Consider the following 12629-nt stretch of genomic DNA (forward strand, 5'->3'; position numbering starts at 1 on the left):
GGAGCGGCGCAACGGCCGCCCGAATGAAAAACGGACGCCGAAGGCGTCCGTCCATGACAGCAGGCTGTTACTGGCCCAGAGCGGCGCGGGCCGCCTTGACGGCCGCACGCACCTGGTCGGGTGCGGTGCCGCCCGGGTGGTTGCGGCTGGCGACCGAACCCTCGAGCGTCAGGTAGCCGAACACGTCTTCGCCGATCAGGTGCGCGACGTTCGGCAGTTCCTGCTTCATTTCGTCGAGCGTCAGGTCGGCCAGATCGATGCCGCGGTCGTCGCAGACCTTCACCGCGTGCGCGACGGCTTCGTGCGCATCGCGGAACGGCAGGCCGCGCTTCACGAGGTAGTCGGCGAGGTCGGTGGCGGTCGAGAAGCCCTGCAGCGCGGCCGCACGCATCGCGTCCGGCTTCACGGTGATGCCGGCGACCATCTCGGCGAAGATTCGCAGCGTGTCGGCAACGGTGTCGACCGTGTCGAACAGCGGCTCCTTGTCTTCCTGGTTGTCCTTGTTGTACGCGAGCGGCTGGCCCTTCATCAGCGTGAGCAGCGCCATCAGGTGGCCGTTCACGCGGCCCGTCTTGCCGCGCGCGAGTTCGGGCACGTCCGGGTTTTTCTTCTGCGGCATGATCGAGCTGCCGGTGCAGAAGCGGTCGGCGATGTCGATGAAGCCGACGCGCGGGCTCATCCACAGCACGAGTTCTTCGGAGAAGCGCGACACGTGCGTCATCACGAGTGCGGAAGCCGCCGTGAATTCGATCGCGAAGTCGCGATCGGACACTGCGTCGAGCGAGTTCGCGCAGATGCCGTCGAAGCCGAGCGTCTTCGCCACTGCGTGACGGTCGATCGGGTAGCTCGTGCCCGCGAGCGCGGCCGCGCCGAGCGGCAGGCGATTCACGCGGGTGCGGCAGTCGCGCATGCGCTCCGCGTCGCGCGTGAACATCTCGACGTACGCGAGCAGGTGGTGACCGAACGTGACGGGTTGCGCGACCTGCAGGTGCGTGAAGCCCGGCATGATCGTGTCGGCGTTCTGTTCCGCGAGGTCGATCAGCGCGCCGCGCAGGTCGGTGAGCAGGCCGCCGATGCGGTCGATCTCGCCGCGCAGCCACAGGCGGATGTCGGTCGCGACCTGGTCGTTGCGCGAGCGACCCGTATGCAGGCGCTTGCCGGCATCGCCGATCAGCGCGGTCAGGCGCGCCTCGATGTTCAGGTGGACGTCTTCCAGGTCGAGCTGCCATTCGAATTCGCCGCGCTCGATCTCGCCCTTGATCTGCGCCATCCCGCGTTCGATCGCGGTCAGGTCGTCGGCGCTGATGATCTTCTGCGCGGCGAGCATGCTCGCGTGCGCGAGCGAGCCGGCGATGTCGACGAGCGCGAGGCGCTTGTCGAAAAACACCGACGACGTGTAGCGCTTGACCAGTTCCGACATCGGTTCCGAGAAGCGGGCCGACCAGGCCTCGCCCTTTTTGTGCAGTTGGGACGTCATGGCGATTCTTCGAAGGGGAGTTGGGCAGCGTGCGCCGCCGAGGGAATCCTGCAATTCTAACATTCGCGGGCCTGCCGGCCGTGGCCCGCGCGGGCCGGGCCGCTCAGTCGCGTACCAGCACGACGAGCTTCAGGTCCTCGCGGTGCGCGGGCTTCAGCGTGATCTGCTGGTACACGAGGCGGCCATCGGCCGGATGGTCGAATTCGCGCAGCCCGCCTTCGCGTTCGAACACGTCCTGCGACGCCCAGTACTGCGCGAAGGCATCGCTGCCGGCGGTCAGCGCGTCGATCAGCGCGCGCGTCGGCGCGTCGGTCAGGTGGCGGATCGAATCGGCGCGGAATTCGGCCGCGAGCCGCCGCGCGCGGGTTTCCCAGTCGACGATCAGCGTGCGCGCGGCCGGCGACATGAACGTGAAGCGCAGCAGGTTGCGGTCGTGCTCGTCGTCGAGCCAGCCGGAAAAAAGCGCGGCGGCCGGCGCGTTCCATGCGAGCGCGTTCCATTGCCGGTCGAGCACGTACGCAGGCGTCGCGATCGCCGCGACGGTCGCGGCGAGCGTCGGCGGCAGGTCGCCGCCCGTGACGTCGGGTTCAGCCGGGTCGCGCTGCGCGGCCAGTTCGAACAGGTACGCGCGTTCGGCCTTCGACAGCTGCAGCGCGACGGCGATCCGGGCGAGCGCGTCGGCCGATGCGGACACCGGGCGGCCCTGTTCGATCCACGTGTACCAGGTCGGGCTGACGCCGCACAGCTGCGCGACTTCCTCGCGCCGCAGCCCCGGCGTGCGGCGGCGCGGGCCGGGCGGCAGCCCGACGGCCTGCGGCGACAGCCGCTCGCGATGGGCGCGGATGAATTCGCCGAGCGCGCGGGCGGGCGTGGCGTCGAGCGGCGGGACGGAGGCGGAGGACGGCTGGTTCATGCGAAAGCGGCGAAAGGGACGCGGGGACGCGGCAACGTTCAGACAGGTGGATCGAATACCAGAATAATCGCTTAACTTGTACTGGTACAGGCGCAGGCCTATTGTAGCGGCTCGCGCGCTGGCAGGGCAGCGGGCGTCCCACAAAACGTGTTGCATGGGGCCGGAATGCGCGCTGACGCATCCACGCCGGCCGATTGCGCAAGAGAAAGGAGCGAACGATGAAACACCACGACCAGGTCGCCGACGCATTCGGCACGACGGCCGCCGCCTATCTGACGAGCACGGTTCATGCGACGGGCGCCGACCTGCAGACGCTCGCCGACGCGGTGCGCGCGACGCCCGATGCCGCGGTGCTCGATCTCGGCTGCGGTGCCGGCCACGCGAGCTTCGCGGTCGCGCCGCACGTGCACGACGTGGTCGCCTACGATCTCGCCGCGCCGATGCTCGCGACCGTCGAGGCGGCCGCGCGCGAGCGCGGGCTCACGAACATCCGCACGCAGCAGGGGCCGGCCGAGCGGCTGCCGTTCGACACGGCGACGTTCGACTGGGTCGTGAGCCGGATGAGTGCGCACCACTGGCACGACATGCGCGCGGCGCTCGCCGAGGTGCGCCGCGTGCTGAAGCCGGGCGGCCGCGTGCTGATGATCGATATCGCCGGCAACGATCACCCGCTCCTCGACACGTACCTGCAGGCCGCGGAAGTGCTGCGCGACGCGTCGCACGTGCGCGACTACCGCGCCGATGAATGGCTCGCGATGTTCCGCGAGGCCGGTTTCGACGCACAGGTGCACAGCCGCTGGCGGCTGCCGATCGATTTCGATACGTGGGTCGCGCGGATCCGCACGCCGGCCGACAGCGTGACCGGCATTCGCGCGCTGTGGGCGTATGCGCCCGACGAGGTGCGCGCCTACTATGCCGTGCAGCCCGACGGATCGTTCGAGCACGACGCGCTGCTGATCGACGCGCATTGAACGACGCGGCGCGCCGTGGCATGAAAAAAGCCGCGATACGCACGTTCGCGTATCGCGGCTTTCACGATGCCGGCCGGCGCGGAGCGTGCCCGCGCCGCATCCGGATCAGCCGGTGTTGCGCAGGCCGGCGGCGATCCCGTTGATCGTCAGGTGAATCCCGCGGCGCAGCCGCGCGTTCGTGTCGCCCGCGCGGTGACGCTTGATCAGCTCGACCTGCAGGTGGTTCAGCGGATCGAGATACGGGAAGCGGTTCTTGATCGAGCGCGCGAGCAGCGGGTTGGTCGCGAGGCGGCCTTCGTGCCCGGTGATTTCCGCGAGCGCCTGCGACGTGCGCTCCCATTCCGCGACGATCCGCTCGAACACGTGCTTGCGCAGCTTGCGGTCGGACACGAGCTGCGCGTAACGCGACGCGACCGCGAGATCGGTTTTCGCGAGCACCATGTCCATGTTCGACATCAGGTTCGAGAAGAACGGCCAGGTCTTGTTCATCTTCTTCAGCAGCGTGACGCGCTTCGTGCGTTCGGCGTCGTCCTGCGCGCTGTCGAGATACGCGCTCACCGCGCTGCCGAAGCCGTACCAGCCCGTCAGCAGCAGCCGGCACTGGCCCCACGAGAAGCCCCACGGAATCGCGCGCAGATCCTCGATCTTGCGCTGCTTCGGATCCTGCAGCTTGCGCGACGCCGGGCGGCTGCCGATGTTCAGCTCGGCGATCTCGGTGATCGGCGTCGACGAGAAGAAGTAGTCGGTGAAGCCGGGGGTTTCATAGACGAGCGCGCGGTACGCGGCCATCGCCGAATCGGACAGCGTCTGCATCGCAGCCTCGAACACGGGCAGTTGCGCGGGCGCGTTCGATTGCGGCAGCAGCGATGCCTCGAGCGTCGCGGCGACGACGGTCTCCAGGTTGCGGCGGCCGATCTCGGGGTTCGCGAACTTGCTCGCGATCACCTCGCCTTGTTCGGTCAGGCGGATCTGGCCGTTCACGGTGCCGGGCGGCTGCGACAGGATCGCCTGGTAGGTCGGGCCACCGCCGCGGCCGACCGTGCCGCCACGGCCGTGGAACAGCCGCAGCGTGATCTTGCGGTCGCGGAACAGGTCGACGAGCGCGAGCTCCGCACGATACAGCTCCCAGTTCGACGTGAGGAAGCCGCCGTCCTTGTTGCTGTCCGAATAGCCGAGCATCACTTCCTGCTCGGCGCCCTGGTGCGCGATCAGCGCGTCGATGCCCGGCAGTGCGAAGTATTCGCGCATGATGCGCGCGGCGTCGCGCAGGTCGGGAATCGTCTCGAACAGCGGGATCACCATCAGGCTGTTCCTCGCATCGCCGCCCGGCACGCCGAGCGCGCCTTCGAGCAGGCCCGTCTCTTTCTGCAGCAGCAGGACTTCGACGAGGTCGCTGACGGTTTCCGTATGCGAGATGATGTAGTTGCGCACCGCGCGCGCGCCGAATTGCGCGCGGACTTCGCGCGCCTTCTCGAACACGCCGAGCTCGCTCTGCGCGAGCGCCGAGTATTCGAAGTACGGCGAGCGCAGCGGGCGCGGGTCGGCGAGCGCGGCGAGCAGCACGCGCAGCTTGTCTTCTTCGGCGAGCGCCGCGTAGTCGGCCTCGACGCCCGCGCGCGCGAACAGCTCGGCGACCACCGCTTCATGGATGTCGGAGCTCTGGCGCAGGTCGATGCTCGCGAGATGGAAGCCGAACACTTCGGCCGCGCGCACGAGCGGCGCGAGGCGCGGTGCGGCGAGCGACGTGCCGTGGTGTTCGTCGAGCGACGCCGTCAGCACCTTCAGGTCGGCGGCGAACGCTTCGGAATCCGCATACGGGATCGCGCGCACGGGCGGCGCGCCGCGGCCCGCGCTGCGCACGGGCACCGTGCCTTCGCCGAGCCGCACGCGCGCGCTCGCGGCGAGCCGCGTGTAGATGCCGATCAGCGCGCGGCGATACGGTTCGTCGACGCGGTGCGGCGACTGGTCGGGCGATGCGGCCGCGAGTGCCTTCACCGCGTCATTCGCGCCGACGAGCAGGTTCGATACCGACAGTTCGGCGCCGAGCTTGTGCACCTGTTCCAGGTAGTGCTCGAGGATCACCGCGGCCTGGCGGTTGATCGCCTCCTCGAGCGTCGGCGCGGTCACGTTCGGGTTGCCGTCGCGGTCGCCGCCGATCCAGCTGCCCATCTGGAAGAATGCCGGTACGCGGGCGGACAGGCCGTGCTCGGCGAGCGCGGCCTCGATGTCGCCGTACAGCGCCGGCAGCTCGTCGAGGAAGGTCGCGCGGTAGTACGACAGCGCGTTCTCGATCTCGTCGCCGACCGTCAGGCGCGCGTCGCGCAGCATGCGGGTCTGCCACAGCGCGGTGACGCGTGCGCGCAGCATTGCTTCGTTGTACTGGCGCTCGCGCGCGGTCAGTTCCTGGTCGCGCTCGGCGAGCAGGCGCGCGATGTCGTGCTGCGCGTCGAGGATGCTCTTGCGCTGGACTTCGGTCGGGTGCGCGGTCAGCACCGGCACGATCAGCGCATCGTCGAAGAAGCGCTGCAGCAGACGCTTCGACGCGTTGCCGGTCGTCTTCAGCTGTTCGAGCGCGTACGCGACCGTACCCGGTTGCGACGCGGAGCCGGCCAGCGCGTGGATGCGGCGGCGGCGGTTGTGATGGCGGTCTTCCGCGATGTTCGCGAGATGCGAGAAATAGCTGAACGCGCGTACGACGCTCACCGTCTGCTCCGGCGTCAGCTTGCGCAGTTTCTTCTCGAGCGTCAGCGCGGCTTCGTTGTCGTCCTCGCGGCGGAACTTGACCGCGGTCTGGCGGATCGTCTCGACGACGTCGAACACCGTATCGCCTTCCTGCTCGCGCACGACGTCGCCCAGCAGGCGGCCGAGGAAGCGGATGTCTTCGAACAGCGGACGGTCCTTGTCTTCGCGCGTACGCGTGCCGGCCTTCGGCGCGGCGGCCTTGCGGGCAGCGGAGCCGGCGGCTTTCGTTGCGCGTTTTGTCTGACGTATCGGGTCTTTCGGTTTCGTTGCCGTTTTCGCACGGCCGTTCGCGGCGGTGGCGACGGTGTCCGTCGAGGCGTCGGAGGAGGACAGGGCAGCATTGCGGCGCGCCGTACGCGCCGATCCGGAAGACTTCACGATGGGTTTCCTTGGGAAAGCTCGAGTCAAAAGGAACTGCGAAAACTGCGGGAACTGCGGTCAAGCAACCAGCTACGTGCGGCACATCCGCACATCGGCGCCGCGGCCCGCACAGGGGCAGGCCGGGCGCAGGCTCCGGGCCCGGGCGGGCCGGGGCGTGCGTGCTACCATTGTTCGATCTTCAATCCCGTCCTTCGATGTTCCAGCAATGAATTCCGAGACCCCTGCGGCCGGGCCGCAACAGGCACAACCGCCCGCGACGTTGACGATTGCTTCGCGCGAGAGCCGCCTGGCGATGTGGCAAGCCGAACATGTGCGTGATGCGCTGCGCAAATTATATCCAGCTTGTGACGTGAAAATCCTCGGGATGACGACCCGCGGCGATCAGATTCTCGATCGCACGCTGTCGAAGGTCGGCGGCAAGGGCCTGTTCGTGAAGGAACTGGAGAGCGCGCTGGCCGACGGCCGCGCCGATCTCGCCGTGCATTCGCTGAAGGACGTGCCGATGGCATTGCCCGACGGCTTCTCGCTTGCCGCGATCATGGAGCGCGAAGACCCGCGCGACGCATTCGTGTCGAACGACTACGCATCGCTCGACGCGCTGCCGGCCGGCGCGGTCGTCGGCACGTCGAGCCTGCGCCGCGAAGCGATGCTGCGCTCGCGCTATCCGCACCTCGAGGTCCTGCCGCTGCGCGGCAACCTCGACACGCGTCTCGCGAAGCTCGACCGTGGCGACTACGCGGCGATCATCCTCGCGGCCGCCGGCCTGAAACGCCTCGGCCTCGAAGCGCGCATCCGCACGCTGATCGACGTCGAAGCCAGCCCGCCGGCCGCCGGCCAGGGCGCGCTCGGCATCGAGATCGCCGCGCATCGCGACGACGTCGCCGCGTGGCTCGCGCCGCTGCACGACCCGAAGACCGCGCTCGCGGTCGAGGCCGAGCGGATGGTGTCGCGTGCACTCGGCGGCAGTTGCGAGGTGCCGCTCGCCGCGCACGCGGTGTGGCGCGCGGGCGAACTGTATCTGACTGGCCGCGTGTCGACGACCGACGGCAAGCGCGTGCTGACGGCCGAGGAGTGCGGCGCCGTGATGACCGTCGCCGATGCGCTCGCGCTCGGCCGTGCGGTATCCGACGAGCTCGAGGCGCAAGGCGCGCTCGACATCGTCCAGGCGCTGCTCGCGGGCTCGCAGGCCGCCGGCAAGGGCGACGCCTGATGGCGGGCGGCGCGCGCGCGTTCACCGCTGTCCTGACGCGTCCGGACGGTCAGTCCGACGCGCTTGCGTCGCAACTGGCCGATGCCGGTTGCGACGTGCTCGAATTCCCGCTGATCGACATTGCGCCGGTCGACGATCCGGCGCCGCTCGACGCCGCGTTCGCGGCGCTCGCCGACTACGCGCTCGTGATTTTCGTGTCGCCGAACGCGATCGACCGCGCGCTCGCGCAGTACGGCGCGATCTGGCCGAATGCGCTGCCGGTCGGCGTGGTCGGGCCCGGCAGCGTCGCGGCGCTCGCGCGTCACGGCATCGCGGCGCCCGCGCATCGTGTGATCGCGCCGCAGGCGCCGGCCGACGGCGGCGTGCCCCATTACGATTCCGAAAGCCTGTTCGCGTGCATCGAGACCGCGTTCGGCGGCGTGCAGGCGCTGACGGGCAAGCGCGTGCTGATCGTGCGCGGCGACGGCGGGCGCGAATGGCTCGCCGACCGGCTGCGCGAGGCCGGCGCGGACGTCACGCTCGTCGCCGCATACCGGCGCGTCGTGCCGGAGCCGCGCGTCGGCGCGTGGGAGCGCGTGCACGCGCTGCTCGACGGCCAGCCGCACGCGTGGCTCGTCACGAGCTCCGAAGGCGTACGCAATCTGCACGAACTCGCGCGGGCACACCTGAACGATGCCGAGATCGATGCGCTGAAGCATGCGCCGCTCGTCACGCCGCACCCGCGGATCGAGCAGACCGCGCGCGCACTGGGTTTTGATAGGATTACGCTGACCGGCGCGGGCGATGAGCGCATCGTCCGCGCGTTTCGAACGATGGCCGACGAGGCCGTCCAACCGGCGACAGCCGCACCGGTGACTAAACGCATGACAGATACCAACGATTCCAAAAGCGTCGCATCCCAGCCGGCCGCTGCATCCGCACCGCCGTCCCGTCCCGCCTATATGGCGTCCGAACCGCCCGCGCGCCGCGGCGGCAGCGCGGTGCTGTGGTTCGTCGTCGTCGTGCTCGGCTGCGCGGCCGGTGTCGGCGGCTACGCGCTGAACCGCAAGATCGACCGGCTCGACGGCACGTTCGTCACGCGCCAGAAGGCGCTCGACGCGCAGACGGCCGAAACGCGCATGAAGACCGAGCAGGCGCTTGCCAGCACGCACCAGGTCGACACGCAGCTCGCGCAGCTCGACGGCAAGCTCGCCGACGCGCAGAGCGCGCAGCAGGCGCTGCAGCAGCAATACCAGGACCTGTCGCGCAACCGCGATGCGTGGATGCTCGAGGAAGTCGACCAGATGCTGTCGAGCGCGAGCCAGCAGCTTCAACTGACCGGCAACACGCAGCTCGCGCTGATCGCGCTGCAGAACGCCGACGCGCGCCTCGCGACCTCGCAGAGCGCGCAGGCCGTCACGGTGCGCAAGGCGCTCGCGCTGGACATCGAAAAGCTGAAGGCCGCACCGGCGGCCGACCTCACGGGCCTTGCGATCAAGCTCGACGACGCGATCGCGAAGATCGACGCGCTGCCGCTGTCCGGCGAGGCGATCGTCCCTCACGAAGCGCCGAAGGCCGCGCCGGCCGAAGCCGCATCGTCGGCGGTGGCCGGCGAGCCGCGCTGGAAGGTGTGGTGGCATGACTTCTCGGCCGGCCTCGGCCAGCAGTTGAAGGGTCTCGTGCAGGTGCGCCGGATCGACAACGCGGATGCGATGCTCGCGTCGCCCGACCAGGGCTACTTCGTGCGCGAGAACGTGAAGCTGCGCCTGCTCACCGCGCGGCTGTCGCTGCTCGCGCGCAACGACGGCGCGATGAAGGCCGACCTGCACGCCGCGCAAGCGTCGCTCGGGAAGTATTTCGACCAGGCATCGAAGGACACGCAGACCGTCGAGGATCTGCTCAAGCAGGTTGACGGCGCATCGCTGACGGTCGCGGTGCCGAACCTGAACACGAGCCTGAACGCCGTTCAGCAGTTCAAGAGCCGGGGGTAACGATGACGCTTCGAGGAATCGTCTGGCTCGCGGTCCTGTTCGCGATCGCCGCGGCACTCGCCACCGTCGGCCATTTCGACGCGGGGCAGGTGCTGCTCGTCTATCCGCCGTACCGGATCGACGTGTCGCTGAACCTGTTCGTGATCGCCATCGTCGTGCTGTTCATCGTCATGTACGCGCTGCTGCGCATCGTGCGCAACATCTGGCGCATGCCGCAGCGGGTCGCCGCGTATCGTGCGCGCTCGCGCAACGAGAAGGCACAGGCGTCGCTGCGCGACGCAATTTCGAACCTGTACGCAGGCCGTTTCTCGCGTGCGGAGAAGGCCGCGCGTGAAGCGCTGACGGTCGATGCGAATCTCGGCGCCGCGAGTCTTGTCGCGGCCACCGCCGCGCACCGGATGCACGAGTACACGCGCCGCGACGACTGGCTGTCGAAGGTCGATGCGCCCGAGTGGCAGGATGCACGGCTGCTCGCGGCGGCCGACATGCGCGCGGATGCGCGCGATGCCGACGGCGCGCTCGCCGCGCTGGCCGACATGCAGGCCGGCGGCAAGCGCATTCATGCGCAGCAGGTTGCGCTGCGCGCGCAGCAGCAGTTGAAGAACTGGGCCGAGGTGCTGAAGCTTGCGAAGGCGCTCGAGAAGCGCGAGGCGTTGCATCCGGCCGCGGCCGTGCGGCTGCGCCAGCAGGCGGCGGAAAACCTGCTGCGCGAACGCCGGCACGACCCGGACGCGCTGCTCGAGGTGTGGCAGTCGCTGTCGCCGGTCGAGCGCCAGTCGCCGCGTCTGGCCGATCTCGCGGCCGATCTGCTCGTGCCGCTCGAGCGTCGCAACGAAGCGCGCCGCATCGTCGAGGACGCGCTCGCGCACAACTGGGATGCACGCCTGCTGCGCCGTTACCCGGACACGGCCGGCGCCGATGCGCTGCCGTTGATCCAGAAGGCCGAAGGGTGGAAGAAGGATCACCCGGACGATGCCGACCTGCTGTTCGCGCTCGGCCGCCTCTGCCAGCAGCAGCAGCTGTGGGGCAAGGCGCAGTCGTTCCTCGAATCGGCGCTGAAGCTGGCCGACAACGAGGCGCTGAAGGTTCGGGCCCATCGCGCGCTTGCTCGCCTGTTCGAGCATCTCGGCGAAACCGACAAGGCCGCGAAGCACTATCGCGAAAGCGCGCTCGCGATCACCGTGGTCTGACGCTGCGCTGCGCTGCAAAAAGCCTCGAACGCCAAGCGGCCTTCGGGGCTTTTTTTCGTCCGTTACGCGCCGAGCCTGCGCAGCAGGTCGTCCTCGCTCGCGACGAACCACACCGACTTCCCGCGATTGGACTCGCGAACGAGCGCGCGCAGCGCTTCGCTGCGCGTGAGCCAGCGATCGATGTCGCCGACCACACCGAGCCGGACGCCGTAGTTGACGAGCTTCTGCAGCACGGCGCCGGCCAGCCCGCTGTCGAGCCGGTAGAAGTCGTCGTGCAGCGTGTCGGCGGGGACCGCGATCCAGTCGGCTTCGTGCTCGTGCGCAAGCGCGACGAGCTCGAGCGCATCGCTTTCCCGCTGCACGAGGCCGGCGGAAGGATCGCGGACCAGCACACGGCTGCCGGCTGCCTGAACGATTCGATGGGGCATGTCGAGGGTTTCCGTCGAGGCGAGAAACGCGAGTATGGTGTCGCGCTGCCCGCGGATGTAGTGGGGCTGCTCGGGAAGCAACCGGACGTGCGCGTGCGGCACGAGACGCATCAGGCGATCGCGCGTGACGCGTGAATCGAGCATCACATCGCGGCCGCCGACGATCGCCAGCACGGGCATGGACAACGTGCGGAGCGTGGCGTCGTCGAATACCGGAATCGGTTCGAGGCGAGGGCGAAATCCGCGATCGACAGCGCGCATCAGTGCGAGCGCGTCACGCTCGGCCGGCGTCGACGCGGGCGGCAGACGGCCGAGCACGCGCCGTCGTACGCACGCGCGCCCGGCATCGCCGAGCAGCAACAGCGGCAGCGCCCACCACAGAAACGGCTTCTGCCGGCCGATGCCGGACGGGCAGAGCAGCGCGAGCCGCGTCACGCGCGCGGGCCGCCGCAGCGCGAAGTCGAGCGCCGTTCGCGCACCGAGCGAGATGCCGACGAACGCGGCGCGCGGCACCTGCAGGCCGTCCAGCACGTCGTCGAGCCACTGCGCGTACGCGTCGCCTGCGAGCGGCGGCCGCGACGGCGCGCTGAGTCCTGCTTCGCCGATCACGTCGATCGCGTAGAGCCGGAAGTGCGTCGACCAAACGGCCGCGTAATGCTGCCAGCTTGCCGCCGTCGTCTGCGCGCCGTGAATCAGCACGACCGGCGGCGCGTGTTCCGGGCCACAGGCGATCACGTGCGTCGCGCCCTGGCGCGTTTGTATCGTGATGCGCCGGTGTCCGGCCGGCCAGTGCGACAGCGCGGCCGCGTACGCGGCGCGAATCGCGCGGGCGTGGCGGGGCGACCGGAAGATCGCGCTCATGTCCCGCTTTTCTGCAGCAGCATGTCGAGCGACGACATCAGCGCCGCCGTGTCGGCCGGCGTCGCGGCGACGACGACCTTGACCACGCTTGCAGCGGGGTCGAACGTGACGTCGATCCGCACCGGTTCGACATACGACGTGCGGCCCGACGCCATCGCATGCAGCGAGCGCGACAGGTACTGGTGCAGCGACTGAGACGCGTCCGGAATGTCGACGATGCTGGTGACGCGCACCGCGCGCGGTACGGGCGCGGCCGGCTCCGTTTGTGCGAACGCGGCGAGGTCCGCGTCGAGGATGCGGTACGCGCGGCCGACCCGCGTCGCGCGCAGCTTGCCGTCGCGAATGAACCGCAAGACAGTTTTCGGGTGGACGCGCAAGCGGGTGGCAGTGTCTTCGACGGTGTGGAACATGGTTGGCAAATACTTCCCTGAATGTTCTTTATTGTTCCATATGTAAAGGATAATAAGGGAATAATTTGGTGAACAA

9 protein-coding genes are annotated in these 12629 nt (G+C 69.1%); 4 read left to right on the forward strand and 5 right to left on the reverse strand.

What is annotated here, in order from left to right; genetic code table 11:
• Positions 1-67: 67 nt before the first annotated feature.
• Complete coding sequence (gene argH / locus U5809_RS07355) at positions 68-1477, reverse strand: argininosuccinate lyase (protein WP_322086018.1); 1410 nt, start codon at positions 1475-1477, stop codon at positions 68-70.
• Between the two features lie 103 nt (positions 1478-1580).
• Positions 1581-2390, reverse strand: a complete 810-nt coding sequence (locus U5809_RS07360; protein ID WP_322086019.1) for a helix-turn-helix transcriptional regulator — start codon at positions 2388-2390, stop codon at positions 1581-1583.
• Between the two features lie 218 nt (positions 2391-2608).
• Here U5809_RS07360 and U5809_RS07365 point away from each other — a divergent pair, with 218 nt between their 5' ends.
• Positions 2609-3361: a class I SAM-dependent methyltransferase gene (locus tag U5809_RS07365; RefSeq protein ID WP_322086020.1), complete on the forward strand. Its 753-nt coding sequence runs from the start codon at positions 2609-2611 to the stop codon at positions 3359-3361.
• A 105-nt stretch (positions 3362-3466) separates the two neighbouring features.
• On the opposite strand, the gene ppc is transcribed toward U5809_RS07365, so the two are convergent.
• Positions 3467-6481 carry a phosphoenolpyruvate carboxylase gene (gene ppc, locus U5809_RS07370; RefSeq protein ID WP_322086021.1) on the reverse strand — a complete coding sequence of 1005 codons (3015 nt, stop codon included), beginning with the start codon at positions 6479-6481 and terminating at the stop codon, positions 3467-3469.
• Positions 6482-6689: 208 nt separating this feature from the next.
• Here ppc and hemC point away from each other — a divergent pair, with 208 nt between their 5' ends.
• From hemC to U5809_RS07385, 3 genes are read left to right on the forward strand one after another with little or no spacing between them, the layout of a single operon-like run.
• Entirely contained in the window at positions 6690-7694 is a 1005-nt protein-coding gene (gene hemC / locus U5809_RS07375; RefSeq protein WP_282505755.1) for a hydroxymethylbilane synthase, read from the forward strand.
• Positions 7694-9664, forward strand: coding sequence for a fused uroporphyrinogen-III synthase HemD/membrane protein HemX (gene hemDX / locus U5809_RS07380; RefSeq protein WP_282505754.1), 1971 nt, complete (start codon positions 7694-7696; stop codon positions 9662-9664). Before hemC ends, hemDX begins: the two co-directional genes overlap by 1 nt.
• Before the next feature lie 2 nt (positions 9665-9666).
• Positions 9667-10854: a heme biosynthesis protein HemY gene (locus U5809_RS07385; RefSeq protein WP_282505753.1), complete on the forward strand. Its 1188-nt coding sequence runs from the start codon at positions 9667-9669 to the stop codon at positions 10852-10854.
• A gap of 62 nt (positions 10855-10916) precedes the next feature.
• On the opposite strand, the gene U5809_RS07390 is transcribed toward U5809_RS07385, so the two are convergent.
• Both U5809_RS07390 and U5809_RS07395 read right to left on the reverse strand, forming a co-directional pair.
• Positions 10917-12143: an alpha/beta fold hydrolase gene (locus U5809_RS07390; RefSeq protein ID WP_322086022.1), complete on the reverse strand. Its 1227-nt coding sequence runs from the start codon at positions 12141-12143 to the stop codon at positions 10917-10919.
• Complete coding sequence (locus U5809_RS07395; protein WP_322086023.1) at positions 12140-12553, reverse strand: helix-turn-helix domain-containing protein; 414 nt, start codon at positions 12551-12553, stop codon at positions 12140-12142. Before U5809_RS07395 ends, U5809_RS07390 begins: the two co-directional genes overlap by 4 nt.
• Positions 12554-12629 lie beyond the last annotated feature (76 nt).

Source organism: Burkholderia sp. BCC1999 (assembly GCF_905339975.1).
GTDB lineage: Bacteria > Pseudomonadota > Gammaproteobacteria > Burkholderiales > Burkholderiaceae > Burkholderia.

Bases quoted from the DNA above. Each gene is read 5' to 3' on its own strand.
- argH (WP_322086018.1), bottom strand. From the start codon at position 1,477: ATGACGTCCCAACTGCACAAAAAGGGCGAGGCCTGGTCGGCCCGCTTC.
- U5809_RS07360 (WP_322086019.1), bottom strand. From the start codon at position 2,390: ATGAACCAGCCGTCCTCCGCCTCCGTCCCGCCGCTCGACGCCACGCCC.
- U5809_RS07365 (WP_322086020.1), top strand. From the start codon at position 2,609: ATGAAACACCACGACCAGGTCGCCGACGCATTCGGCACGACGGCCGCC.
- hemC (WP_282505755.1), top strand. From the start codon at position 6,690: ATGAATTCCGAGACCCCTGCGGCCGGGCCGCAACAGGCACAACCGCCC.
- hemDX (WP_282505754.1), top strand. From the start codon at position 7,694: ATGGCGGGCGGCGCGCGCGCGTTCACCGCTGTCCTGACGCGTCCGGAC.
- U5809_RS07385 (WP_282505753.1), top strand. From the start codon at position 9,667: ATGACGCTTCGAGGAATCGTCTGGCTCGCGGTCCTGTTCGCGATCGCC.
- U5809_RS07390 (WP_322086022.1), bottom strand. From the start codon at position 12,143: ATGAGCGCGATCTTCCGGTCGCCCCGCCACGCCCGCGCGATTCGCGCC.
- U5809_RS07395 (WP_322086023.1), bottom strand. From the start codon at position 12,553: ATGTTCCACACCGTCGAAGACACTGCCACCCGCTTGCGCGTCCACCCG.